The organism is Nitrosomonas sp. Is24, from assembly GCF_033063335.1.
In the GTDB taxonomy this organism is placed as follows: domain Bacteria; phylum Pseudomonadota; class Gammaproteobacteria; order Burkholderiales; family Nitrosomonadaceae; genus Nitrosomonas.
The window spans coordinates 791,795-817,468 of record NZ_JAWJZG010000001.1 but is presented as its reverse complement, the minus strand read 5'-3'; the positions used below and the strand labels follow the sequence as shown (position 1 = coordinate 817,468).

Below are 25,674 nucleotides of genomic sequence, written 5' to 3'. Positions count from 1 at the left end.
GTGTTGATACTTAACTTCTCTTACAGTTTGGTAAAGACTGGAATTACCGCGCCAGCAATACTGTTGATATAACGATTGCCTGCTTGATCCCAGGTCATCAACAATCCGCCAAAACGGCTTTCAGGGTCACCCAACAGTGCCATCAAACGTTGCACTTCCCACAACGCATCTTTGGCTTCCATCTTAACTTCACGGGTTTCTCCAGGTTGAACGCCTCTGTCATCATCCATCGATAAGCCGGTTGCTACCAGTTCTCTTGGATAGTCAGGATCCAGGTGTTTGCGACCCAGTTCGTTCACAAAGCGTACGCCCGCTGTCGTGAATTCACCAATGTTAACCGCTGTGTCACCGTTGTTGGTGATTTCCATCGTTACACGCAGTGCACGGCCAGGTACGTCGTAGTTAGCATGTGTTACTTTGATTGCAACTGGGTTCGGTGCAATCGGTAACGGTGCTACTTTCGATTCGCCAGCTTGGATCGGTACTGTGTATGGGTGTACGCTTTCGGTGTAACGATAGCCGCCCCAAACAATCGCGCAGGTCAGTATTGCAACTGCCAGACCTACTTTTCTGTCCGTTGGGGAGGTTAACAGTTCGTCACCATACGCCAGCAATACGCGGCTACGTGGCAGGAACATCGGTTTCGCTACAAAGTAGCCAATCCAGAAGCAGCCTAAGCCTAACCATACGATGTGCCAGAATATACCGTTGCTGAAGTTGAATGTTTCCAGGTCGATGGTTTTACCAGTCAGTGTGGTTACTGGGTTGGTAAAGTCATCCCAGCTGCCGGAGATGTTCATCCATGAGGCTGGACCTGCAATAGGACCTGCATCTTTGATGTTTACCATCGCGTGCATGTGGTGACGTCCTGGAATACGGGCTTTCAGTCTGACTTCAAATGCATAGTCACGGCCAATTTCCAGAGGACCTGAAATAAACGTTGGTTCGCCGTTCAGTTTGGTGCTTAAACGTACAAACACCGGGCTTGGGCTACCTACGTTAAAGAAGGCGCGGGTTGGTTTACCTACCGCACGTGGCCAGTCTTCAGCTAAGTGAAAGTTACCAGTCATCGTCGCAATGTCGTTGACTTTGGTGACTTTCGGTTGCCATTTCAAGTCGTACCATTGAATACTACGCATACGCAGGAACGGTTCTTGTGAGCGTTCACCGTGTGCCGCTGCTGTCTTAACATCTAACGTCAGCGTCATCGCCAGCGATGCCGCTCCAATCGCTGCTCCATACAGGCCTAATACGCCCAGTTTAAATATGCTTCTTATATTCATTATCTAATCCCCTGTGCAAAGCCTTTTTCACCAAACGCGGTTACGTCGTTCTTCATTGAGATGCGTCCTCTTTCTCCTTTAACATAGTAGAAAGCGGTGCAGTACAGTTTGCCAAAGTACCACCATACGCAGAACATCAGCATGGATACGAACGCTGCGAAGAACGCTGCAATCACTGTGGTGTGTCCACCAAAGGTGCGCAGTGAGCCTTGCTCAATCAGGCGAACATATTCAGGTGTACCGGTACGTACGTACAGGAAACCTGTGTAGTCAGCTACTGATAACAGTACGCCTTCTACAACCACTGGTAAGTGGGTTGGGCCAAATATCGGCCAGTTGCCTGGGTAGAAGAATAATCCAAAGAAGCCGCCGCCTAACAGTGCTGTGATCAGCCAATTACCGGTCAGCAACATGATTGTATCCATCATCAATGCACCTGGAATCATGGTCGATGGCAGTACAAAGTTGATCGGATAGTGTGACCACCAGTAGAAGCCCCAGTAACGGGTCAGCCATTCACCTACTAACAGGCATACGATACAGAGTGTCGCGCCAAATGGCAGGCGATAGTTTACCCACAGGTAATACATCAGTGCTGCACAGTACATGATACCTACAATCGGTGTTACTACAGGCCACCATTGACGGTCTTTCCAATCCAACCAGAAATCCCAGTCTCCTGCTAACAGCATGAAGTGCATGTGATAGGTTCCTACCAGCAATATACACAGAATCGGAAAATATACCGCATCTATGTATCTGGACATCTTGACCGCTTCCGGCACCATCTTGGCCGCTGCTAAAATTTCGTCTGTTCTACTCACTAGACCCTCCCTTCTTCATTTCGTGTGATATTAAATTATGAAAACTTGACGATTCCCTTGCTTCTTTTTGTCGTCTGCTTATTGCTCGTTTTCATTACTGCATAGTAACTTAAGTCTTCTTATCCTTCCGCCCGTATCACAGGCGGGAAGGATGTGCTGCATTCAGAATTAAGGAACGATACGGTTGTTCAGAATGTCTCTGCTTGAGCCGTTCCAGGTTACATCAGTCAGGTTCGAGTAACGGGTGATGATTTGTGCTGCAATACCACCCGAGAATAAACCTGCCCAGCCCAGAATCACAAAGCCCCAGTGCAGTGGCGCGCTGAACAGTTCTTCCATGAACCAGAATGCGTGACCCCATTCGTTCAAACCTACGTTTGGCAGAATCATCAATGGGCCAGCAATTGCCATGACCAATGGGAACGATGTGCCGCGGCTGTACAGTGGCAGACGGGTCATCGCGTACAGGTATGATGCTACGCCACACACGATGTACATTGGGAATGAACCGTAGAACACGACTACGTGACTTGGGGTGAAACTGGTGTCACGAATAATCACTTGGTGCCAGGATGCGTCTTGTTCGGTGAAGAAGCTGCCGCCCCAGTAAACACCAAACAGATACACGCCCAGCCACATCATCCAGTAGAAATAACGTTTGATTTCCAGCTTGGTGTCTAAGTTGTCCAGTTGTTCTTTGGTGTCACGGGTTTTCAGGATCCAACCCCAGGTTACTAACGCAAACAAAGGCATCAGGGTCATGTGTACGCGCCACAGGCCCATCCATACTTTGTCAAATTCCGGTTCCATCGAGTCCATACCGTGTGAGTATGCAAACGTTCTTTGGTACCAGATCCAGAATATCGCTACCAACAGCATTGTTAACATGCCCAGTTTGTAGTACTTCGAGTCGTACCACAGTGACATGTCATAGCTTGCGCTTGATGCACTTGACGTGCCGTAAGTTGTTGCCATGTTTCTACCTCCTAACTGTTAATCAAAACTACTTCTCGTTCTTTTACTCTTCTACTTCTAATACTAATTAATTAGTACTGCTTTTATCTCGGCAGTTAAATTAACCTATTTTCTACCCTTAATTTAACCACACCTCTCAGGCTAGTCGACCTTACCCCTCAAAGTCAAGTCATTTGTCATAAAATCTCCTCCCTCCCCCAAGGGATTTAATCCCCTACCCCTCTCATTTCCCCTTTATCTACAAGGATTAATTATCAGTACCCCACACACTGAAGATTTTAGAAAAATTTCTTGGCTTTCGACCGGGGTCATGCCAAGTTATTGTCAATTTTCACCACTCGCGCCAACCGCACATAAGAGGAAAATAAATTCCCAATTTTATGGGACGTGAATCGATTTGACGCATCAGTTTGGCGTATTGATTGAGCTGATGCTGGTAACGCATTTGTTCGCGATCAAGGAAATCCGCTAATGCCGAGCCTTCATGACTGCTTGTTTTGTAATCTATAATCCAGCGAGTACCGTTGGCATCACAGAATGTTCTATCAATTATCCAGCTCATTACTTTATCGTTGACGATACCGCTGATTCTCAATTCATTCTGTGCGAATGGCTGAGACCCCAAAATCCATTGTCCACGCTCGTCTTGAATTGCATTCGTTAAGGCCAGAATAATCCGTTCAACCGCACAAACCGTGGCCTGATCATCTCCACTTATCCCGCTCGCAATTAAATTCCATGTGAATTGTTCACGCATTCCCTGAATACGCGCCGCATTCCAGTTATACATTTCATCTTCGGCAATTTTCTGCAGCCAACGGTGCACCACATTACCCACATGCCTGGCCATTTCGCTAGCCCAAGAAAATTCTATTTCTTCCTGAATTTGTTTTTTATCGCGGAATTCTTGCCATGTAACCGATTCCGGCGCATCCGGCAATACCCAGTTTGTTTTCAATCGCAAAATACTCTGGCTGACGACGGTTGCACTAATCGTATTGTTTGTTCTATTTTCTGATTGATGATTCAATGACATGGCATCATCCGTTGCCGCAGCGCTATAGATCGGCTGCACAATCGGCCACAACCGCTGCAGCAATGAACCTTGCAGTGGTTTCAATGGCGCCGCATTGCCATGATCATCCGAAGCCCCATTGACATGACCGAGCAGGTGTAAAAATTTTTTGGCGCGCGTAGCAGCTACGTACAATAAGCGATCGGTTTCAAATTGCGCCTTGTCCCGATCCAGTTTCTCCACCCACGTATAGATCGGATCAACGCCTAAGCCCGTTTCCTGAATCGGTGCAAGCAATAAATCCGGTATCGCCGCGCTCTTTTCTCCTGCGATTTGACTGTGCGGTTGTTCGATCCACCTCAACAGCTGTTTGTCATGATTACGGGAGGTTCGACCCAAACCAGGCACAATCACCGTATCAAACTCCAACCCCTTGGCTTTATGAATTGTCATAATCTGCAAAGTCTCATCAGCCTCCAGATCAGGTGATGCATACAATGCAACCAATCCTTTCTCGAAGCTTGCCAGATCCTGGATATCGCCAGCTACCTCCTGACTTTCAAGGTAATCCAGATAAATCATTGCATCATCCAGAGTATTGGCAACACCGGCACTACCGGTTGATGACGCATTAATGTACTCCGATCCTCCTAAGACATGCCAAGCTGCTTCGATTGTCACACGCAATGTCTGGCGCCGCCGGTTGATCATGCAAGGACTCAATATTTCCTTGATTCGGCGCAAGCGCACACTTGCATCGGCCGAAATACCCTGCCAACGGTTCTCATCGCAAATCAATCCCCACAAGGTGATTTCTTTGCTCATGACATTGAGATTTTTCTCAGTCAATGCCGAAATATCCCTGAGCATCAGACCGCACCACGGTGCACGCAACAGTGCGAACCATGCCACATAATCGGCCGGATTCATTAAAGCGCGGGTTAACGCCAGTAAGTCCTGTACTACAGGCTTATGACGCAACAATTCGATATCGATAGCACGAAAGCGCAGACCGGCTGCTTTGATTTGCTCAACTATTTCAGTCAAATGGCTACGATTGCGCACTAATATTGCAATAGTTCCGTCCGGATGATCATGCCGTGTGCGCAGGATAATCTCGACAACTTGCTGGGCCTCTGCTGCATCATTTCTTTCCAGAAAAGGATAAATATTCACCGCATGATCCGTCAGCATGCCACGTGTAGCAACTGAAGGCGTATACACCACCGCGCCCGTCGCAATATCTTCGCATTCCGGCATGATGTGGGCAAAAGTGGCATTGACCCAATCCATGATGCCTTGTTGCGAGCGGAAATTGGCGTTGAGTGTAAGCGGTTGCAAAATCAGCGTACCGATCCCTGCATTTCGCGCTTGCAAAAAGAGCCCTACTTCCGCTTCACGGAAACGGTAAATGGATTGCATCGGGTCGCCGACGGCAAAAAAACTACGCCCATCACCCGCTTCCCACCCGGCAACAAGTTTTTCGATCAAGGCAAACTGACTGATGGAAATATCCTGAAATTCGTCAATCATTAAGTGCTTGATGCGGTAATCCAATGCCAATGCAAGATCGGTTGGCGATTCGGCATCACCCAGCGCCAGCAATGCACGCTGCGCCACTTCGGCAAAATCGACTTTGCCATTGATTTGAAAAATAACTTTAAGTTGCGCCACGGAAAAGGGTAACAATCGCGTAATCGCACCCAGTATTTCCCACTGCTTACCGGAATAATACGGTGGCGGCAGTTGACGTATGTCGTGTAATACTTCGCGCAGAACGTCATATGGTGACAGTGAATTGATCAAATTCTGCAGACGGTTTTTCCATGCCTTGGCTTCATCTTTCTCAGCTTTGGTATTACCCGATGGGAACCCATCTTTCTCGGAAATTCTTTTACGCCAATCACCCTTTTGCGTCAGCAATAATTCAGCAATGCTCCGCCAATGTTCAACATCTGCTATTGATAATACATCCAATTGATCACAAAGTTCGGTTTCAGGCGATTTGCCGGATGCGTTAAGATTCGTGGCGGCATAGCGCAATAATGCCAGCAACTCATTGTGCAGCGCCTCTGGGAATAGCCGGAAAACAAATTGCAATGCATGATTACGGGAATTTTGCAGCGACAATTCCAGTTCTTCACGCGCTTTTCCATGCAAATGGCGCAACCAATGATCGCGCCGCGCCAGCATATCGGCCAGCAATGCTTCAATCCGCGCCATATCGTTGTCCAAATGCTCGAGCAAGCGCTCAACGTCGTGTGCAATCGTATGATTTTGCTCAACGGAAGCCAGCGTAGCGCGCGCCGCTTCCAAATAATAATCCGCAGCATCCTCGCTGGTCTCGGGTTGCGCGCCAAATTCCGACAATATCGGCATTTGCCGTGTCAATGCCGCGCACAGCGAATCAATGGTCTGTATCCGCAACCGCTCGGGATTCTCGGCGATATGCCAACCGGCCTGCCGATTCCGTTGCAACACGGCTACCGACAATTCACGATTCAGTTGTTCATGCGCAGTTCCGGTATCGAGAGGTTCATCACCAATTTCCAGCGCGGCCAGAACCCGCGCACGCATTTCCGCCGCTGCTTTCCGGGTGAACGTAATCGCTACGATCTCTTCCGGCGCATCGGCACAAGCCAGCAATTTGAGATAGCGTTGAATCAGCAGCGCGGTTTTACCCGAACCCGCCGGTGCTTGCACGATAAATGATTGGGCTGGATCCAGTGCGCAGAGGCGTTCATCGACATCGGGGATAGGTACGGAATCAGTCATTTTCACTACCCTGCGTAATCGCATGCTCGCCAAACCGCTCGTGAATCCGGCAAAACAATTGCAGGTCGCAGTATTCGCATGTAACCGGATACTGTTTGGGGTCCACTTTGGCATCGCCACTGCAGAAACCCGCCGCCAGATTCGTCAAATGCTGCCGCCACGCTGCAATCAGATCTTCCCATGTGGCAAATTGCTTACATCCATTCACTTGCGAAAAAGCTTTCACACCAGGCAACAGCTCCGGATCTCGCACAATCGCCGCGAACCCCATTTCACCTCGCTTCACTGCGGCAAATGCAACGCCCACGGCATCCTGCTGCGCTTTTGTCATCACCAGATACAAAGGCAGTTGCGGTTCGTCCGGACGTTCGCCAATCATGCTTTGAGCCGTCTGTTTTCTGGTCTTGTAATCGATGATGATATGTTGACCGCCGGTCAATTCGTCAACCCGGTCGAGACGGGCATTCAAGACCAGATCGCCTACCTGTATGGAAAGTTTTTCCTCGGTTGCGATCACGGTGAAATGATCCCGTTTTTTTTCTTCGTTCAACCATTCGCGCACCAAACGCACCAAGCGCCGTTGTTCGATCTGCGCAAAACGCTTTGAAAGCGCCATCGGTCTTGCTTGCTGCATCTCCGCAACAGCTTCTTTGGCAATGCGCTCCAGCATGCCATCGAGATCATAATCAGCCATGGCCTCCAGCGCTTCCTTGGTTTTCAATTGCCGCCAAAGGTGCGCCAAAACTTGATGCACCAGCACTCCCCGTTCCATTGCGTTTAAACCGGTATGCGGCACCTCCAGATTTACGATACGCAAGCGGTGCCTGGCCCAGGCGCGAAATGGACAAGCGGCATAATCCTTGAGCACCGATGTACCGCCTTTGATGCCCTGTCCGGCCACTTCCGTATCCAGCGGCAGCGCCTGATCGTCCTCGATCCGCTCCAACTCACATGATTGAATAATCCGATCGCGATGCTGTTCCAGCGCGAGAAAAACCGGTTTACTTTCCGTTATCGATTGAATCAGCGGGCTGGGTTTTAATTCGTGCCCGTCACGATCGTCACTGAATTTGGGATAACTCAGAATGACTTCTCCAGCCGCGGACAACCATCCCTGCGTCAATCGCCGGCAATAGGCCAATGATTCCTGCACGGAGCCCAGCGGCAATTGTGCGTTGCGTTGCAATTCCAACGGCAGAAACGGATTCGGACGAGCACGTAATGGCCATTGCTCGTCCGACAACCCCATGACCCATAGATGATCAAATTCCATTCCCGCCGCCTCCAGCACACCTAGAATCTGGATCGGCACATCCGGTGTTTCAGGCTGAAACAAAGTATCGCCCGCGATTCGTTTTAACCGGTCAATCGCTTCAGGGTAGCTCGTTTTAGCAACAACATGATCCAGCATGGCAAAATCTGCGACGAGCGCATGCCATTTCTCGACTGTCTGATACTCGATGGAATCCAGGCTGCGTTCTCCGGGAAACCCCACAATCTCCAGAACTTTCAGGAAAACTTGAGCAAAAATGGAGTGGCTTCCGGATTGGGGTAGCTGGGTTTGACGGAATTCCATCAATGCGGACAAACACCGGAGTAAAACCGGACAGCTCGTTTGTCCGCCTGCTTGTGTCGCAAGCGCGAATAGACGTTCCAACGTGATCATCGGCTCGGCATTGCGGCGAATGCGCGCATCCAGCAATGCACGCTGTTCCATCTCGGCTTTGCCGCCTGCCAGAAAAGGGGATCGCAACCAGTGACTCACACGGTGAAACGCTAGCGACTGATCCAACAAAGCCAGACTCACCAAAGCCCCATCGATTAATGGATAAGCCGTTAGCGCCAAACCCAAAGACACATTGAATGGCGCCACCGGCCGGGTTGCACCTGGCAAAGCAAAACGGATATCCGGATGCATCACCGTAGCGAAAGTACGCATCAGCATGTTGCGATAACTGGATAATGCCGGTACGACGATACCGACTCGGACAGCATGATCCGCTCCGGCTATTTTGGATCGCGCCCACAGAGCCGCCTGATGAATCTCGTCACGGCTGCCGGGATATTCCATACGGCGCATTGCGCCACAAGATTGCGGGGATTGCACCGGTAAAGCGGCAACTGATATCTCACAACCGGCTGCGGCCAGTTTTCTTAAAAAAGCATTTTGTTGCGGCGTAAAAATATCAAAGCCACAACAAATGAGTGACGGCGGTTTTTTTATATCGAAGGATTCATACTGTTCAGTAATCAGATCCGTAATGCGCGCGCGATCCGTCTGCCCATTACGCTTCGTTATTTCCTGATACGCCGAAGCCCAATCGAGAAACGCTCTACCATCCTCATTGGGATAACCATCACCCAGATGATCCGTGATTTGCCAGGCATGCGCCAGTTGCCAGGCTTCCCGAGCCAATTGCGCTGTTTGTGCAATCCTCAGTAACGTTTTTCCAGTTACTGAGGATCGAATGATCGATTCCCATAGCACCTGTTCCTGCGCGGCCGACAGTAACAAGGGCAATCTGAGCGATTGCGCGGCATAGAGCGCATCAAGGTAAATACGCTCAATCAAAGCAGTCAAAGGCAAGACATCAACCGAATACCAAACCGCCATGTTACGGCCGATTTGGTCTTGATCGAATTTCTCTTTAAGCGCTAATGCAAGCCTCCGGTTCGGTGTAACAACCGTAGCACCGGCATCGATGCGCTTAAAAACCTCAGTAAGGGGGACTTTCGGAAATTGCGAGGAATCAGACATGCGGTATCAGATTACCGCCATTTCTGTTTAGCGCTTCAGATGATCCAGCTTATCTTTAACACTAGCCCAATCATCCGCGTCAGGCAATGGGTCTTTTTTCTCGATAATCGGACGCCACTTTTTAGACAAATCCGCATTCAGATCGATGAAATGTACTTGTTCATCAGGCACGTCATCTTCCGCATAAATCGCTTCCACCGGACATTCCGCGACACACAATGTGCAATCGATACACTCATCGGGATCGATAACTAAAAAATTGGGGCCTTCACGAAAACAATCCACCGGGCACACATCCACACAATCTGTATATTTGCATTTAATGCAATTTTCAGTTACTACATAAGCCATAACAACTCTTCCTTGCTTGACACTTTTATAGAATTTCGCATTTTAACAGAATTCTGATAAACAACGCCATCCTCGAAAACGATGTTCATTAACGTCGCCCATATTAATCGCATCGATTCATTCAAGAAATAGATATTTCTTGGCGAAACATCGCTATCGCACAGTTGCCGCAATTTATTACTAGGGCCTGTTAACGCTATTTGATATAATTTGGTGATGGAAATCACCGAAACTCAATATCAACAGATCGAGCACTGCCTGCCGCGTCAGCGTGGCAACGTCAGCCATTCCAATCTGCAAGTTCTCAATGCCATTCTTTACGTTGCCGAGCATGGCTGCAAGTGGCGAGGATTGCCCAAGCGATTCGGCAACTGGCATACCATCTATACCCGCATGAATCGCTGGGCAAAGAGTGGTGTACTGAGCCATGTATTTGGGCAACTTCAGCATCAGCAAATCATCCGTATCCGTATTGAAACTGTTTCGCTGGACAGCACCAGCATCAAAGTCCATCCCGACGGTACGGGTGCGTTAAAAAAAACGGCCCCCAATCCATCGGAAAATCTCGAGGTGGATGGACCACCAAAATTCATCTGGTTGCCGCAGATTCCAGAACAACCATAAGCTTTGCCCTCTCGCCCGGTCACGCCCACGATGCGCCAGAGGGCAGGCAGCTTTTGCTTTCCCTCGGTCCCGTCAATACGCCCACCTACCTGCTGATGGATCGTGCTTATGAGGGCGACCAAACCCGGCAACTGGCACTAGATTTGGGTTACATCCCGGTTGTTCCGCCCAAAGCAAATCGCTTGTCACCCTGGGAATACAACCGTGCCATGTACAAAAAACGCAACGAGATCGAACGATTGCTCAGAAGGCTCAAGGGATTTCGCCGCATCTTCTCCAGGTTCGATAAGCTCGATGTCGTCTTCATCTCCTTTATCCACTTCGCTCTCATCGTCGAAGCAATCAGATTGTGTTAACAGGCCCTAGACTAAATCCGATTAACTCGGTTAAGGTGCTAAAAGGTGCCACACTTCATTAACAAACAAATCCAGTAAACTAAAAATAAAAGTCCGTTCATCAGCATGTGTTTTTCAGCAGAAGCCAGTTTTATTGTCAGCGGGACTCTTTTTGTTGTCGGTATAACCACCATCCGGAAAACCGTTTATTCCAAAGATCTTTCAGTGGCCCTGATTCCGCTCATTTTTGCTACTCAGCAACTGGTGGAAGGATTGCTCTGGCTCTCTCTCTATCCCATAACGGCACTGCACAATCGCAATTCTGGCTAAGCAATATTTTTGGTGTATTCATCGGCATTATCTGGCCGCTGTTCGCGCCTTTCGCCATTTACAAGGCAGAAACCGACAGCATGCGCAAAAAAATCATCGCTTGCACCGGTATAGCGGGCCTTGGACTTGTGATCTATACTGCCGCTGGCCTGGTCAACGAACCGATCGCCGCGGAAATTATCCATCACAGCATCCACCCTAATCCCCCCATTTTTAACAGGAGCATGCAGTAGAGAGTTTTAATTTAAAAGCTTCTGCCAACTTCATTGCTGGCGTGATACCTCCAAGTGCCATACTTGGACGTTCATTATTATAAATCCATAACCACTGTGTCGCAGTGAGTTGGGCCTCTTCAATGGTTGCAAATTCATTCATCTCCAACCATTCATGCCGGACGGTCCTGTTATAGCGTTCCACGTAGGCATTTTGCTGTGGCTTTCCTGGCTGGATGTAATCGAGCTGAATACCTCGAGTTTCTGCCCAACAACAAAGCGTGCCACTGATATTCTCCGGCCCGTTATCACAACGAATCTTCCTGGGTTTGCCGCGCCATTCGATAATCCGGTCCAGAGCGCGCGTAACGCGTTCTGATGGAAGCGATACGTCCACTTCGATTCCCAACCCTTCACGGTTGAAGTCATCCAGCACATTGAAGGTTCGAAAAGACCGGCCATTGGTGAGTTGATCAGCCATGAAGTCCATCGACCATGTGTCATTGGGCCGTTCTGGCACAGCTAGCGGCTCCGGCTTCTCCCGCTTTAATCGCTTGCGTGGCTTAATTCGTAAATTCAATTCCAGCTCACGGTAAATACGATACACACGTTTGTGATTCCATCCAAAACCCTTCACATTACGCAAATAAAGAAAGCATAAGCCAAAGCCCCAACGCTTGTGACAAGTCGTCAGGCGTAGTAACCAATCGGCGATTTCTTCGTTCTCATCGTTGAGCGCCGGATGATAACGATAGCAGGTCTCAGAAATGCCAAATGTTGTACAGGCCAAAACGATACTAACGGATTTATCCTGTACTGCCCATTGTGCCATTACTTTGCGCTGTGAGGGCTTTACCACTTTTTTCCAAGTGCCTCCTTCAATAGCTCATTCTGCATCTGGCTTTCCGCATACATCCGCTTTAACCGTTTGTTTTCCTCAACCATCGCCTTCATTTCAGATAGTAAGGCAGCATCCATCCCACCATACTTGCTGCGCCATTTATAAAAACTTGCAGTACTCATTCCATGTTCCCGGCATAAATCAGCCACAGGAATTCCTCCTTCAGCTTGCTTCAATATCTGCATGATCTGGCTTTCCGTAAATCGCTGCTTCTTCATCAGTAAAATTCCTCTTCGTCTAGGATAGAAAATTCTACTGCTTTGCTCGTTCAATTTTTGGGGGGATTACCCCACTACAAACACCACGTCGGTAACCACCAGTTGGTTATTACTTTATATTTGCTGGCTACTTGCGCACCGTTCATTTTTTCCAGCTATAAACATCTATATTCTGCCGGCATCATCACCATCGGGTTCTTCGTCGCTTATTTCACTTATCTCGAAACTTTTGCCTCGGTTTGGTGTTTTTTCGCGGCGATCGCCAGTGCGCTTATTTATTTTTACTTTGCACATCGCATTAAAAAACCGCTAATTCCCATATCCTAGCATGCACTCCTATACACAGAACCGCGGCTTTTCTATAAAAAACAATTGCTTCACATTCCAGTCTGTCAGTAAAATCCAGATTTAAACCCAATAATTTTTATCATCATGCGCATCTCTCGAATTTATTATAAAGCTGCGTCCATCTGCCTGCTGTTCTTATCACCTACGGCGCAAGCGAATTCCGTGGCTTGTTTCACCAGCAGCATGGGGCAATTTTGTATCGAGCTTTTTGAAACACAGATACCCATTACTACCGCAAACTTTCTCAAGTACATCGATAGCGATGCCTATACAAACGGAATTTTTCATCGCAGCATTCCCGGCTTTGTTATCCAAGGCGGCGGCTTCAAGGTTGTCGATGGCACCAGCGGAGAATCGCTGGTAGCTGTCAATACCTTTTCTCCGATTATTAACGAATTCAAGATTTCCAATACGCGCGGCACAGTCGCCATGGCAAAATTGGGCGGCAACCCCAACAGTGCAACCAGCCAATGGTTCGTCAATCTGGCTGACAATTCCGCCAATCTGGATTATCAGAATGGCGGCTTTACGGTATTCGGGCGCGTTATTTTCGATGGCATGACCGTTTTCGATGCGATTGCAAAGCTGCCCGTAAGGAATCTGGGAGGCAGTCTTACTAACGCACCGCTCAAAGATTTTGACGGCGTTCACGCCGCACTGAGCAATCTGGTAAAGATTGATCGCGTGGAAGTAACGGATGTGACCGGTATATTCAGTGACAGTAATTTAAGTTTTGCCGTGGATATCGGAACCGGTCAGATGTATCACGTCAGCCTGCAGCTGGTCAGCGACAACCCTTCTTACGTGTTTCAACTCGATCCGGCTAGTGTTGTGCCCTTGTCCGTCAGTCCCGGCAATATCGCCACGCTCTCAAACAGTACTAGCCAGTTGCAGATCCCGTCGGTTATGATCGGTGCTTCTTCTGTGGTTAAAAATGTTGTGCTGCAATTGACGGACGCTGAATTATACAAATTCACTTTGTTAAGCTTTGAATAAAAATCAGGTTGCTGCACCGCCACTCGAATCCAGCCTGCTCAATCCGGTAGACCGCACTTCATGAAAAAACCAGTCAGCCGGATCCTGCTCATCAACGATGAGAAATTGATTCTGAAAGAATTCACCAAAGGGCTGAACGCTGCCGCCAAATCGATGGAGAATCCCTTGGGCATCGTATTCTCCGGCGTAACCACGGCTCAAGAAGCGCTCCAATCGATTGAACAAGATGGCGATATTCAGGGGTTGGTGGTCGATGACCGGCTCTATACCTTAAAGCATCAAGGTAAACATGCACGCGATCTCGATCTGCAAATGACCGCGCTCGAGCTGGTGCAGAAAATCACCCATTTTCGCCCCGAACTCAATATTTACATCCTGATCGCGCAAGAACAGGAGGATGAGGTTGTCGATGCACTTTTTTCCGAAACGGTCGATGGGTATTTTTACCGCGAAGAACGCGATTACCGCGGCATGTACCGCATTCTGAATGCCCAGTTGCAGGAAAAAGCACGCACGCCTTTCTATGACCAACTCAAGCATTATGTGCTGATGGCCAAGGATGCCTGGCATACGCCGGGGCACTCCTCCGGTGACTCCTTGCGCGACAGTCCATGGGTCAGCGATTTTTACGAATTCATCGGTGAGCATATCTTCCGCGCGGATCTATCGGTCTCGGTGCCGATGCTGGATTCCTTGATGGAACCCGCCGGAGTGATCGCTGAAGCGCAGAAAATTGCCGCCAAAGCTTTTGGCGCACGCCGGACATTTTTTGCCACAAATGGTACTTCGACCGCCAATAAGGTCATTTTCCAAACGCTGCTGGCTCCCGGCAACAAGTTGTTGCTGGATCGCAATTGCCATAAGTCCGTGCATCATGGCGTAGTGTTGTCCGGTGCTCACCCGGTTTATCTGGATTCTTCCGTCAATAAGAAACTCAATATTTACGGGCCGGTACCCAAGCAAACCTTGTTCAAAGCGATTGAAGAACACGGCGATGCACAGGCGCTGATCTTAACCAACTGCACCTACGATGGCTTACGTTATGACTTACCGCCTATTATTGAAGCGGCGCACGCCAAAGGGATTAAGGTGATCATCGATGAAGCCTGGTATGGCTTTGCCCGGTTCCACCCGGCTTTTCGTCCTACCGCATTGGAAGCCGGCGCGGATTATGCCACCCAAAGCACGCACAAGGTACTATCGGCGTTCTCACAATCCAGCATGATTCATGTCAACGATCCCGATTTCAACGAACATTTGTTCCGCGAAAACTTCAACATGCATACTTCCACGAGTCCGCAGTACAGCATGATTGCGAGTCTCGATGTGGCGCGAAAGCAGGCTATGCTGGAGGGATATAAACTGCTGTCACGCACATTGGAGCTGGCGCAAGAAATACGTGCGCAAATCAATTCCACCGGTGTATTTCAGGTACTGGAACTGTCCGATCTGCTACCGGATGAAATCAAGCACGATGACATTCAACTCGATCCTACCAAAGTAACGGTGGATATTTCGCGCTGCGGTTTCACCGTTGAGGAATTAATCCGGGAATTATTTGAGCGCTTCAATATCCAGGTGGAAAAATCCACTTTCAACACGCTCACTCTGCTGCTTACCATCGGCACCACCCGCAGCAAAGTATCTCGGTTATACGATGCCTTGATGCGCATTTCCCGTGAAAACCGCGCGCCGCAACGGCTTTATCAAACGGCAGAGATTCCACGGTTCACCGAGTTGAAGTATCTCCCGCGTGACGCATTTTATTGTGGAGGTGAACTGATGCCGCTATTGGATGAACAAGATAAGGTCAATTCAAGTCTTAATGGCCGGGTATGCGCGGATCAGATCACGCCTTACCCGCCCGGCATTCCTGTGCTGGTTCCCGGGCAAGTGATTACTCAGGCTATCACACAATATTTGATCAGTATGTTACGTTCGCAAAAGCACATTGAAGTGCATGGCATAGTCTTCGATGGCTATTTGCCGTGCTTAAGGCTATTGACTAATGCTGAAGAAGAAACACTAAAACAATTGGATAAATAACTTATCAGCGCATATAAGAACAAGCTCGATTAATGCTCTTTCCGCCCATAAATATCTTCAAACCGGACAATATCGTCTTCCCCCAGATACGAGCCGGATTGAATTTCAATCATTTCCAGCGGCACGCAACCGGGATTTTCTAAACGATGACTCGTACCCAATGGAATATAAGTCGACTCATTTTCCGAGACCAAATACACGTCTTTGTTTCGCGTAACCCGAGCCGTACCCCGCACCACAACCCAGTGTTCGGCGCGATGATGATGCATTTGCAGGGACAAGGCCGCACCGGGTTTAACCACAATACGTTTCACTTGAAAACGCTCACCGACATCGATTCCGTCATACCAGCCCCATGGACGAAACACTTTACGGTGCAATTTTCCTTCCGGGCGGCCTTGCTGTTTCAGCATATCGACAACCAATTTCACGTCTTGTGTTTTGTCTTTATGCACAACCAATACAGCATCCGGAGTTTCAACAACGATCACATTTTCGATACCGACACAGGTAACCAAACGGCTTTCGGAAATGGCCAGGGTATTTTTGCAATCATTTAATAATACATCCCCCTTCGCTACGTTGCCCGCGTCATCTTTGGGAAGCACTTGCCACAATGAGCTCCACGCACCGATGTCAGACCATCCGGCTGTCAGCGGAATGACTACACCACCTGGCAAGTCACTTTCCTGCCGAGCAATTCTCTCCATGACTGCATAGTCGATCGAATCACTTGGGCATTGCTCAAAAGCTTGCTTATCGACACGGAGAAAATCACCATCTGCCAATCCCTGATCCCAAGCAGCTTGGCAAGCCGTTAAAATATCCGACCGGCATTTGCCAATGGCGGACAGCCATACCGAGGCCCGCATCATGAACAATCCGCTGTTCCAGAGATAATTACCCGCATCTAGATAAGTTTGCGCAGTCGGCAGATCCGGTTTTTCGACAAAACGCGCAATATGGTAAGCAGTTTTGCCCTGCTCGATTAACTCGCCCGATTGGATATAACCATACCCGGTTTCAGGAGCGTCAGGTGTTATCCCAAAAGTGACAATCCTGCCATCCATTGCTTGTGACATACCTGCTAAAACAGCAGCCTGAAATGATTCCACATCCATAATCACATGATCGGACGGCATGACCAATAAAATGGGATCATCCCCTTCCCGTAGGGTTGCGAGCGCAGCTAATGTTAATGCAGGAGCAGTATTGCGCCCGAAGGGTTCAAGCAGAATACTCCCTTTTCTATCCATGACTCGTAATTGCTCAGCAATGACGAAACGATATTCTTCATTGCACACAACCATCGGTACATTTAATTGCACGCCACTTAATCCATCCATACGCCGGACAGTGGCTTGCAGCAAAGAATCCTCGTTTATTAATGGCAATAACTGCTTGGGATATTTCTCACGTGACAGAGGCCAAAGGCGGGTGCCCGAGCCACCGGATAAGATGATAGGTGTTAATGTATTCATTCAAGGATAAAGATACCGAGCGTTTTCTAACTCACACTCATTTAACTTATTAATTTATAAAAGTTTTTCTCTTGCAATATATCATATACTTATTTCTCGTGGATTATGCCATTAAGATTTCGATATAGGGACTTAATAACTGTTGTGATTCTACTGGATCCTTGGGTAATTTATTCGAGCACTGGAACCGAGATAAGAATTATATTAAACAAAAATTTGATTTGCTGATACTTGTTTTGAGCAGCAAATAGGAAGAATCCAGCAATTAACATCCTAAATGGCTTACTTTATACGATTTGTACTTTAATTATCGAATTGAATAGACTATAAATGCAAACAACTCGATTAATTTCCGCCAGAAATATATTCCGGCGGATTTGATCGCTGAAAAAAGATATTAAATAAAACACTTATCTAAAATCAAGTAGCACTTACTGCTGAAATTAACTTAACACATAGTAGATCAGTATCCCACTAATAAGTTACCAATGTTGCAGTGCTTGCCGCGGATAAATTTTCTGCAGCATCAAATGCTCTTACTGTATAACTGTAAAGAGCTCCTTTAGCACTGCCCATAATAACATCTCTAAAACTTGTCGCAGTAGTGGTTACACCGATATTAGTCCCATTTCTATATATTTTATATCCCGCAACAGCTACATTATCTGAGGACTTGCTCCAAGATAGTGCAACTCCGGAAGCAGTTCCATAATTGGATAGTTTTGATGCTAATGAAGCTGGCACTGTAGGAGCAACAGTATCAAAATTAAGGCAAGACACTCCGTCACCGCACGGAAAACCATTCCATATCTCCAATCCTGTTATGTGATTGTCTACTGACGTATGACCGCCGCTATACGGATTGCTCACAAAAATCCGGGTTATAGGAAGATTGTAATCCCCCATATTTGGCCCGTGGTAATCCGCTATCACTTCGCCATCGACGGCTGCCCAGAAGCGTCCATCAGTGCCACTTGACCGATGCCAGTAAACTTCAAACTTAAACCATTTATCTATCGGCACTGGAACAATATGATTATCTTCACGCCAGTAATCGACCCTGGTGGGGAATACGCCGCCCACATTATCACCCTTTGTCATCCAGTAGAGCTTGCCATCAGCTCCTTTCATTACAGTCACGCTCATCCGATAATCACCCTCTCCTGTGTTATTGTACCCCCCTGTCTTGAGTGAGAATTGTGTCCGCCAATTCGCAGATGAAACTGTATTGTCCAGTTGTGTCTCCAGATCAGCTTGATATTTAAACCAGTAAGTAATATACAAGTCTTTAACATCACCAATCGTCCATGGTCTTTGAATCAATAATGGCGCCTGCGAGCCAGCTCGTCCCAGTTCTCCGGTAATTTTCACTTGTTGAAAAAGTTCATTAACCGCCCCACCTTTTGGTCCTGTTACCGATCGAATTTGACTGCTAATGTAATTTCCGATCGTTGAAGACGTAATAGGATCGACAGTAATCAGTTGCACACCTGAGAAATTTGAGCCCAAAGCAGAAACCGGCCACATATATCCGGTTTCTTTATCGGTGCCATTGATCATCTGATATGCTCCGTGAGCTGAGAAGTTATATGGCGCTCCGAGAGAAACACCAGAACCTAAATTAGATTTAAAAAGCAGAGAAGCTGCATAAGCTGCCGGGGTCACAAAGCTCAATGCAGTCAGTAGCAATAGCATATTAATAAATACCATGTTAACGCCACGCCGGGCAAAGCAATTAGCATTAGATTTCTCTATATGTAGCTGCTTTATAATTAAAACCGGAAAACTGCTGGCTTGTAATGCTTGATTGTTAATATTCATATAACGTTCCTCCTTAGAGTTAAAGGATGGAACTGCATGGATACGCTTCAAAGTTATTTCATTCGATAATTATCAACATCAATATAACGTAGTAAATAAACGAGTAACGTATCTGGCAGTCCTGCCATCCTGGGGCATTCGCCCTTTAGATCAGTGACTTTGCGTCCCCTGCTTTCGCAGAGTTTGCCTTTTTCATGTTGCGATACTAATTCAGCATAAACCGTGCCAACTGTAGCCGCCGAAATGACATCCCAAAACTGCTATAGGTAATTAAACTTTGAAAAAATAGATAGAAGCATGATAAGCCCGGAAAAAAATAAGTAATATTCCAGCGAATTCAGAACTAAGTGTCATTGGCATCAATTGAAAGACAAGAGATCGTACAATTGGCATCGCGTTATAGAATTTGCTCAGCACGAATCAACCGCTAAAAATAGCAGTTACTGGAAAAGCCACATAACTATTTGCCCGCAGGTATGGCACCAGAAAAGATAAGATGAGTAGTGTCGATGATTGCATCGCGGGATCTGGCAATTCGCACAGAGTTTGATTTCTGGCAAAAAGACTTGATCATTGAGTCCGCGAGAACGAGAAATGATGATTATGCAAAATAACCAAGTGAGCTTTCTCCGTCAGTGTCAGTATTATCAGGAATGATCTATTATTGTCGAATAAAACCGGCTGATGATGTCCATTTAACGTTGCCACAATAAACTCAAAATATTGCAATACGGCTCACAAAGCTACGCAATTTGGCTAGTGCAATTCAATGGTGAGCAAACCATGGTAGCCAGTTGCGCAAATTTTGCGCTTGCCAAGTCTTTTATGATCGCAAGCACATGCTTGGCATACTTATAGGCTAGAACATACAATCTCAAAAGGTTGATTAAATTGAATGCCTATAATCGATATCAAGCTATAAATCCAGAACCCATTAACATATCATGTCATTAGTTAACAAAAAATGTCACTATAATCGCCTAGGTAATTGGCCCCGAAATAGTGTTATTACAGATCCATCAAATTACGGTGATAATTGAATCAATCTCTTCATTTCAAGGCAGCAACCTGCTGATATACAATCGCCAAGTAATTCGCCGCGCCCGGTGCTAAAAATTTCTCTATTGCATAGTGATAATTGTAAGCAGACATTCTTTTAAGCATGCCTCGATCATCAATCAGCTGCTCGATCGCACCCATGATATCCGCCACTTCTTTCTGTCGCACTAGATAGCCCATCTCTTCATGCTCAAAGAAATCTTGTAACCCCCCGACCGAGCATGTGATAACAGGCATTCCAAATGCCATCGCTTCCAGCACAGAATTAGGCATGCCTTCAGCATAGTAGGATGGAAAACAGAAAATATGATGAGATGCGAGTAATGATCTCTTTTTGTCGCCACGAACATCACCTACAACAAACAGGAATTCTTTCGATTGATCATATCGATCTGCGTATTCCCTGACAGCGTCCATCGCAGCACCCTCTCCAGCCACTGTGAGTGAAACCGGTTTTCCCCTATCCCGCAACAAGGTCACAGCTTCCATAGCATCAATCACCCCCTTTTCCTTCTCTAATCTGGCAAGGAACAAAACTTTGATCAAGGGCTCGGTAGTCAATTTCTCTGATTTCTTGGTGAAGGAAAAATCACGCAGAAGATCACTGGACACCGTTGTCGTGCCAAGATGAACCGGTACTGTCACACCCCATTCCTTGAGCTTATCCCTGAATGCAGAGGCAAGAACGATAAATGCATCCGCTTTAAGGTAGGTTTTTCTGAAAAACCATAAGCCTGCTTTCTCCACTAAGGACTCGAAACCTTTATCCCATCCACGGAAAAATACTACAACAGGGTACCCCATACGCTTGGCTTTGCGAATAAATAAACCATCGCGAATATAGCTCTTCAAGGTAAGCGAGGGATTCACATGAACAATAGATGGATTAGTGTCACCAAGCGCTTGCCGGAATCTGATCTGGTCCATCAAAGGATACAAGCTCCCGCCCATACCTTTAGTGGAACCTATTTCCATGTAATGTATACTGAGACTATCCAGCTCACGTAAGAAGGGAAGGACGGCATTATAATATCCCGCTACCCCGCCTTGATCGGAGAGAGAGGGGCCGGTTATAAGAACTTTCAGCATTTATACTCAACCAACATTCTGCCGCCATTGTCTGAGTAAAAACAGTATCCATATAAAATTGCCATTATCAGACTTACCATCCATGTTTGCTCTCACTATATGCTCAATAGTATCCCGGTTAATCCCGAATTTTCCTTCGAGTTCCAGTAGATCGTTCAAGTGAGTGCGAAACGATTCTCCTTTGAACCATTCCCTTAATGGAACGACAAATCCTTTCTTCGGGGCTTTCAGAAGCGCACTGGGCAATGACTTGGCGACTGTATCCCGCAGAATGGCTTTTCGCGTATAGCCAGTCATTTTTACATCCTTGTGAACCTTTGCCATAAACTCAACAAGGCGATGATCTAGAAACGGCACACGCGCCTCAAGTGAATAAGCCATACTCATACGATCAACCTTGACTAATATATCATCCGGCAATGATACCTTGTACTGAAAATACATTAACTTATAGAATGGATCATTGAATCGGCAATCACGCATTGTATCTTCAAGAAAATCCTCGATACGCCAGATTTGCGTTTGATTGCCGGTTAATTCCTTGATTATTTCCGGATTGATAGACGCTAATTTAGTAATAAGCCGGGTATTAAATGGTGCTGCGGCTGCTGAACACACCTTGGCAGCACGATTCAATTGGTAGCGCAGATTGCCACGAAGTGAGAATGCCAGTGCCGAAGCTAGCTTGGGAATTCCTGTTTGCACTAAACGGGGCAGTCGCTGGTATTGAGCGGAAAATTTTTCCCCCTGGTAAATCGTGTAGCCAGACAATACCTCGTCCCCCCCATCGCCAGTCAGTACCATTTTGACGTGTTGGCTTGCATGATGCGAGACATGGCCGGTTGGTATGGCTGATGAGTCACCGAATGGTTCATCATAGTGGTGTAATACTTTTTTGAGGGATTGCTCGAAAGTATCCGGTTCTACCAGATGTTCGTGATGCTTCGTGTGAAATGCTGTGGCGACTTGTCTCGCCAGCGCACGCTCGTCGAACAGCTTTTCTTTAAAACCAATGGTGAAAGTTTCTACAGTCTGTTTTGTATATTGTGACATCAAGGAAACAATACTGGCGGAATCCAATCCGCCACTTAGAAAAGCGCCAAACGGCACATGACTTCGCATCCTGATCTTCACCGAGTCACTCAACAGATGACTGAACTCTTCATGCACAGCCATTCTGTCAACAAGCATCTCATTTTCGTCTATTTGTGGAAAACTCCAGTATTGCTGCTCTGTCACTTTGCCATCTTTGACCAGGAGATAATGTCCGGGACGCAGCTTGTGAATATGACGGTAAAATGTGTGAGGTGCCGGGATATATCCCAGCATTAAATAGATTTCAAGCAACTCCATCCTAATTTCGGCCGGAACGCCGTAAGCTAAAATGGATTTTATTTCTGAACCGAAAAGAAAAGTCTCATCGTAGTCAGCGAAAAAAAGCGGTTTTTCGCCGATTCTGTCACGTGAAACGAATAATTGTTTTTTCTTCGCATCCCATAGAGCAAATGCCCACATGCCGTTGAAATGATTCTGACATTCCGTTCCCCAGGTTTGATATGCATGCAAAATAACTTCAGTGTCCGATTCTGTGCGGAATCGACAACCAAGTTTCAGCAATTCTTCTCTCAGTTCTACATAATTATAAATTTCGCCGTTAAAGGTCAGCGCCAGCGATTTATCATCACTGAGCATGGGCTGCTGCCCCGTAGACAAATCAATAATCGCGAGACGCCGGTGACCTAATCCTATCGAGCCATCGATATACGTCCCTTCTCCATCCGGACCTCTATGAGCAAGGCAACCGATCATCGGATTTAGCAAACTGGCGTGCACCGGCCGCCCGGCGAAGTGATAGATTCCCGCAATGCCACACATAATTAGTATTTTCGTTTTAATGACTTACTGATTTTGGGAAAATTTTTCCACTTATGGATATTCTTGGTGGGTTGATAATTTTATATCTTTTCTACTTGCTGAATACTTATACCCACCATTCACAAGATGAGAATCGCTTGCGCTTAGCATAAGAAAGAATAAGCTACTCTTACTCAAAATTCAAAGTACCAAAAGCTGGATCGGTTGTCAAACAACAGTCACCAGTACTCAGAAAAGTGTCTATTTTTATACAAATTTGAAACTTCATAAGCAAAGCCCTTAACTTGTCTTAAAGAATGGCTGAGCTACGGATTGAAATCCAAACCTTCTCCTGATGTCTCTGAGTAAATGGGAGCGAAAAACTGTAAATCATGCAAGAAATTCTCATCTTCCGCCTATCCTTCCTCATTGTTTACTTTATTAAAGCAAAATAAGTATAATCGCCGTTAAGTCTATTGATTAAGAACGGTGTTTGTTAATTAATGTCTTGTAAAGACATTGAGCTTGGACCGCCAACTGAAAAGTTTGTAGTATTTATTGACTAAACAACGCATCTTGTTCCCGCTTCTCTTTCAAATTTTTCGTTGGGGCTTGGCATCAAAGTGATGCTCCAAGTATTATTTAATTATTTGTTACCTCATCTAGCACACAGAGGTATAAAAATATTTTCGTATAAAAATGCCTGCTACTGAATTACTGTTTCAAATGCGGAAATTCTTCAAGTATGTAATGCGATGTGCCGTCTTCTATCCGCCATATGGTCTGGTGCGGTGATACTCCAGTAGACAGCTCAAAAGCATCATACGCATGAATTTCGCTCATCAGGCATTGTACAATCGACTGAACTTGCGCCGAATACAATGTGCCACAGATATAGTGGCTGCACACACGATTTCACATGAAGTTGTGCTAACTTATTTTTAAACAAAATCACATGCGTTTAATCGGAATCTGCATTCAGAATCTCAGAGAAGAAATTAAACCAGTCTATTCTCCAGCATCCGATCTGGAAATACGAGGAGATCTATGAAACTTAGCATTTTTGGTACTGGATATGTCGGCTTGGTTACCGGAGCTTGCCTAGCGGATGTCGGTCATAACGTGGTCTGTATTGATGTTGATCAAACCAAAATCGATAACTTGAAGAAAGGAGTTCTTCCCATCTGGGAATCAGGTCTCGATGCCATTGTTGAGCGAAATGTAAATGCAGGTCGTTTGCAATTTACAACCAATGTGGCAACCGCGATTCAACATGCCGAAATACAGTTCATCGCTGTTGGCACCCCTCCGGATGAAGATGGATCTGCCGATCTGCAGTATGTATTGTCTGTGGCCGAAAGCATCGCTAGAAATATGCAGAGTTACAAGATCATTATCAATAAATCAACGGTACCGGTTGGTACCGCCGACAAGGTACAGGCGCGCGTCGAACAAGTGCTCGCCGAGCGTGGTGGAAAGATTGCCTTTGACGTGGTTTCAAACCCTGAATTCCTCAAGGAAGGCGCGGCAATCAGTGATTTTTTGAAGCCTGACCGCATCATTATCGGCACTCAATCAATCGAGGCTCGTAAACGCATGAACGAACTTTATGAGCCCTTCAATCGTAACCATGAGCGCATCATATTTATGGATGTAAAAAGTGCCGAGCTTACTAAATATGCAGCTAATGCGATGCTTGCGACCAAAATTAGCTTTATGAATGAGCTGGCTAATATGGCCGAAATACTGGGTGCGGATATTGAAGAAGTCCGTAAAGGTATCGGTGCCGATCCGCGGATCGGATACCATTTCATCTATCCGGGATGCGGCTATGGAGGCAGTTGTTTCCCCAAAGATGTGCAGGCGTTGGAACGCACTGCGGCACAAATTGGCTACAACGCTGAATTACTAAAAGCAACAGAGTCAGTCAACAATCGCCAAAAGGCAAGGCTTTTTGAAAAACTCGCTAAGCACTTCGGCGGCGCAAATAAGCTCAGCGGCAAGACTATTGCTATCTGGGGCTTAAGCTTTAAGCCCAATACTGACGATATGCGAGAGGCTCCGAGCCGAACCCTCATGGAAGCGCTTTGGCAATCCGGTGCAAAGGTACAGGCATTTGATCCCGTTGCGATGGATGAGTGTCAGCGTATTTATGGACGGCGCGCGGATTTGACCCTGATGGGCACCAAGGAAGCAGCACTGCGCCATGCTGATGCGCTGGTAATCGTTACAGAGTGGCAGCAGTTTCGCGCACCAGATTTCGATCTCATTAAAACGGAGCTAAAAACCCCGGTGATCTTTGACGGACGAAACTTGTATAATCCGGAGCGCATGGTTCGCGAGTGTATTACCTATTATTCGATGGGCAGAAATTAGAGC

Annotated in this window: 18 protein-coding genes and 1 riboswitch; of the genes, 6 read left to right on the top strand and 12 right to left on the bottom strand. The window is 46.8% G+C overall.

The window, feature by feature from the left end:
- Positions 1–20 precede the first annotated feature (20 nt).
- The 6 genes from R2103_RS03515 to fdxA form a co-directional block, all read right to left on the bottom strand.
- Positions 21–1,283: a methane monooxygenase/ammonia monooxygenase subunit B gene (locus R2103_RS03515; RefSeq protein ID WP_317530147.1), complete on the bottom strand. Its 1,263-nt coding sequence runs from the start codon at positions 1,281–1,283 to the stop codon at positions 21–23.
- Positions 1,283–2,107: a methane monooxygenase/ammonia monooxygenase subunit A gene (locus tag R2103_RS03510; protein WP_090322876.1), complete on the bottom strand. Its 825-nt coding sequence runs from the start codon at positions 2,105–2,107 to the stop codon at positions 1,283–1,285. Before R2103_RS03510 ends, R2103_RS03515 begins: the two co-directional genes overlap by 1 nt.
- Positions 2,108–2,275: 168 nt before the next feature.
- Complete coding sequence (locus R2103_RS03505; RefSeq protein WP_090322878.1) at positions 2,276–3,082, bottom strand: methane monooxygenase/ammonia monooxygenase subunit C; 807 nt, start codon at positions 3,080–3,082, stop codon at positions 2,276–2,278.
- Between the two features lie 331 nt (positions 3,083–3,413).
- Complete coding sequence (locus R2103_RS03500; RefSeq protein WP_317530146.1) at positions 3,414–6,872, bottom strand: UvrD-helicase domain-containing protein; 3,459 nt, start codon at positions 6,870–6,872, stop codon at positions 3,414–3,416.
- Entirely contained in the window at positions 6,865–9,630 is a 2,766-nt protein-coding gene (locus R2103_RS03495) for a PD-(D/E)XK nuclease family protein (protein ID WP_317530145.1), read from the bottom strand. Before R2103_RS03495 ends, R2103_RS03500 begins: the two co-directional genes overlap by 8 nt.
- Positions 9,631–9,657: 27 nt before the next feature.
- Positions 9,658–9,981 carry a ferredoxin FdxA gene (gene fdxA / locus R2103_RS03490; protein ID WP_090322684.1) on the bottom strand — a complete coding sequence of 108 codons (324 nt, stop codon included), beginning with the start codon at positions 9,979–9,981 and terminating at the stop codon, positions 9,658–9,660.
- Between the two features lie 216 nt (positions 9,982–10,197).
- Here fdxA and R2103_RS03485 point away from each other — a divergent pair.
- Together R2103_RS03485 and R2103_RS14350 are read left to right on the top strand one after the other, a co-directional pair.
- A protein-coding gene (locus tag R2103_RS03485; protein WP_317530144.1) for an IS5 family transposase occupies positions 10,198–10,961 on the top strand; the annotation gives its coding sequence in 2 pieces (ribosomal slippage) (positions 10,198–10,513 and positions 10,513–10,961; 765 coding nt in all).
- A gap of 105 nt (positions 10,962–11,066) precedes the next feature.
- A complete protein-coding gene (locus R2103_RS14350) occupies positions 11,067–11,270 on the top strand; it encodes a DUF6629 family protein (RefSeq protein WP_411172587.1) in 204 nt (67 codons plus the stop codon).
- On the opposite strand, the gene R2103_RS03480 is transcribed toward R2103_RS14350, so the two are convergent.
- Positions 11,267–11,455, bottom strand: coding sequence for a hypothetical protein (locus R2103_RS03480; RefSeq protein WP_317530143.1), 189 nt, complete (start codon positions 11,453–11,455; stop codon positions 11,267–11,269). The genes R2103_RS14350 and R2103_RS03480 overlap by 4 nt on opposite strands.
- A 28-nt stretch (positions 11,456–11,483) precedes the next feature.
- A protein-coding gene (locus tag R2103_RS03475; RefSeq protein WP_411172575.1) for an IS3 family transposase occupies positions 11,484–12,601 on the bottom strand; the annotation gives its coding sequence in 2 pieces (ribosomal slippage) (positions 11,484–12,340 and positions 12,340–12,601; 1,119 coding nt in all).
- Positions 12,602–12,643: 42 nt separating this feature from the next.
- Between R2103_RS03475 and R2103_RS14345 the strand changes: the two genes are divergently transcribed.
- The 3 genes from R2103_RS14345 (at position 12,644) to R2103_RS03465 (ending at position 15,991) form a co-directional block, all read left to right on the top strand.
- Positions 12,644–12,928: a DUF6629 family protein gene (locus R2103_RS14345; protein ID WP_411172586.1), complete on the top strand. Its 285-nt coding sequence runs from the start codon at positions 12,644–12,646 to the stop codon at positions 12,926–12,928.
- A gap of 183 nt (positions 12,929–13,111) precedes the next feature.
- Entirely contained in the window at positions 13,112–13,945 is an 834-nt protein-coding gene (locus tag R2103_RS03470) for a peptidylprolyl isomerase (RefSeq protein WP_317530142.1), read from the top strand.
- A 60-nt stretch (positions 13,946–14,005) separates the two neighbouring features.
- The gene (locus R2103_RS03465) at positions 14,006–15,991 is read left to right on the top strand and encodes an aminotransferase class I/II-fold pyridoxal phosphate-dependent enzyme (protein WP_317530141.1); all 1,986 of its coding nucleotides are present in this window, start codon (positions 14,006–14,008) and stop codon (positions 15,989–15,991) included.
- Between the two features lie 29 nt (positions 15,992–16,020).
- Here the strand turns inward: R2103_RS03465 and R2103_RS03460 are convergent, their stop codons facing one another.
- The 4 genes from R2103_RS03460 to asnB all read right to left on the bottom strand — a co-directional run bounded on the left by R2103_RS03460 (position 16,021) and on the right by asnB (position 23,316).
- Positions 16,021–17,472, bottom strand: a complete 1,452-nt coding sequence (locus R2103_RS03460) for a mannose-1-phosphate guanylyltransferase/mannose-6-phosphate isomerase (RefSeq protein WP_317530140.1) — start codon at positions 17,470–17,472, stop codon at positions 16,021–16,023.
- A 474-nt stretch (positions 17,473–17,946) separates the two neighbouring features.
- The gene (locus R2103_RS03455; RefSeq protein ID WP_317530139.1) at positions 17,947–19,293 is read right to left on the bottom strand and encodes a hypothetical protein; all 1,347 of its coding nucleotides are present in this window, start codon (positions 19,291–19,293) and stop codon (positions 17,947–17,949) included.
- A 111-nt stretch (positions 19,294–19,404) separates the two neighbouring features.
- Positions 19,405–19,491: riboswitch (cyclic di-GMP riboswitch) on the bottom strand.
- Between the two features lie 852 nt (positions 19,492–20,343).
- Positions 20,344–21,441 (bottom strand): glycosyltransferase family 4 protein, encoded by a 1,098-nt coding sequence (locus R2103_RS03450; protein WP_317530138.1) that lies wholly within the window; start codon positions 21,439–21,441, stop codon positions 20,344–20,346.
- Between the two features lie 6 nt (positions 21,442–21,447).
- Positions 21,448–23,316, bottom strand: a complete 1,869-nt coding sequence (gene asnB, locus R2103_RS03445; protein WP_317530137.1) for an asparagine synthase (glutamine-hydrolyzing) — start codon at positions 23,314–23,316, stop codon at positions 21,448–21,450.
- Positions 23,317–24,342: 1,026 nt separating this feature from the next.
- Here asnB and R2103_RS03440 point away from each other — a divergent pair.
- The gene (locus R2103_RS03440) at positions 24,343–25,671 is read left to right on the top strand and encodes a UDP-glucose/GDP-mannose dehydrogenase family protein (protein WP_317530136.1); all 1,329 of its coding nucleotides are present in this window, start codon (positions 24,343–24,345) and stop codon (positions 25,669–25,671) included.
- Positions 25,672–25,674 lie beyond the last annotated feature (3 nt).

What these genes read in the sequence shown, in the direction of transcription:
- R2103_RS03480 (WP_317530143.1), bottom strand. Translation starts at nt 11,455, where the DNA reads ATGGATAATTTCCGCGGCGATCGGTTCGTTGACCAGGCCAGCGGCAGT.
- fdxA (WP_090322684.1), bottom strand. Translation starts at nt 9,981, where the DNA reads ATGGCTTATGTAGTAACTGAAAATTGCATTAAATGCAAATATACAGAT.
- asnB (WP_317530137.1), bottom strand. Translation starts at nt 23,316, where the DNA reads ATGTGTGGCATTGCGGGAATCTATCACTTCGCCGGGCGGCCGGTGCAC.
- R2103_RS03495 (WP_317530145.1), bottom strand. Translation starts at nt 9,630, where the DNA reads ATGTCTGATTCCTCGCAATTTCCGAAAGTCCCCCTTACTGAGGTTTTT.
- R2103_RS03460 (WP_317530140.1), bottom strand. Translation starts at nt 17,472, where the DNA reads ATGAATACATTAACACCTATCATCTTATCCGGTGGCTCGGGCACCCGC.
- R2103_RS03515 (WP_317530147.1), bottom strand. Translation starts at nt 1,283, where the DNA reads ATGAATATAAGAAGCATATTTAAACTGGGCGTATTAGGCCTGTATGGA.
- R2103_RS03500 (WP_317530146.1), bottom strand. Translation starts at nt 6,872, where the DNA reads ATGACTGATTCCGTACCTATCCCCGATGTCGATGAACGCCTCTGCGCA.
- R2103_RS03455 (WP_317530139.1), bottom strand. Translation starts at nt 19,293, where the DNA reads ATGAATATTAACAATCAAGCATTACAAGCCAGCAGTTTTCCGGTTTTA.
- R2103_RS03465 (WP_317530141.1), top strand. Translation starts at nt 14,006, where the DNA reads ATGAAAAAACCAGTCAGCCGGATCCTGCTCATCAACGATGAGAAATTG.
- R2103_RS03450 (WP_317530138.1), bottom strand. Translation starts at nt 21,441, where the DNA reads ATGCTGAAAGTTCTTATAACCGGCCCCTCTCTCTCCGATCAAGGCGGG.
- R2103_RS03505 (WP_090322878.1), bottom strand. Translation starts at nt 3,082, where the DNA reads ATGGCAACAACTTACGGCACGTCAAGTGCATCAAGCGCAAGCTATGAC.
- R2103_RS14350 (WP_411172587.1), top strand. Translation starts at nt 11,067, where the DNA reads ATGTGTTTTTCAGCAGAAGCCAGTTTTATTGTCAGCGGGACTCTTTTT.
- R2103_RS03440 (WP_317530136.1), top strand. Translation starts at nt 24,343, where the DNA reads ATGAAACTTAGCATTTTTGGTACTGGATATGTCGGCTTGGTTACCGGA.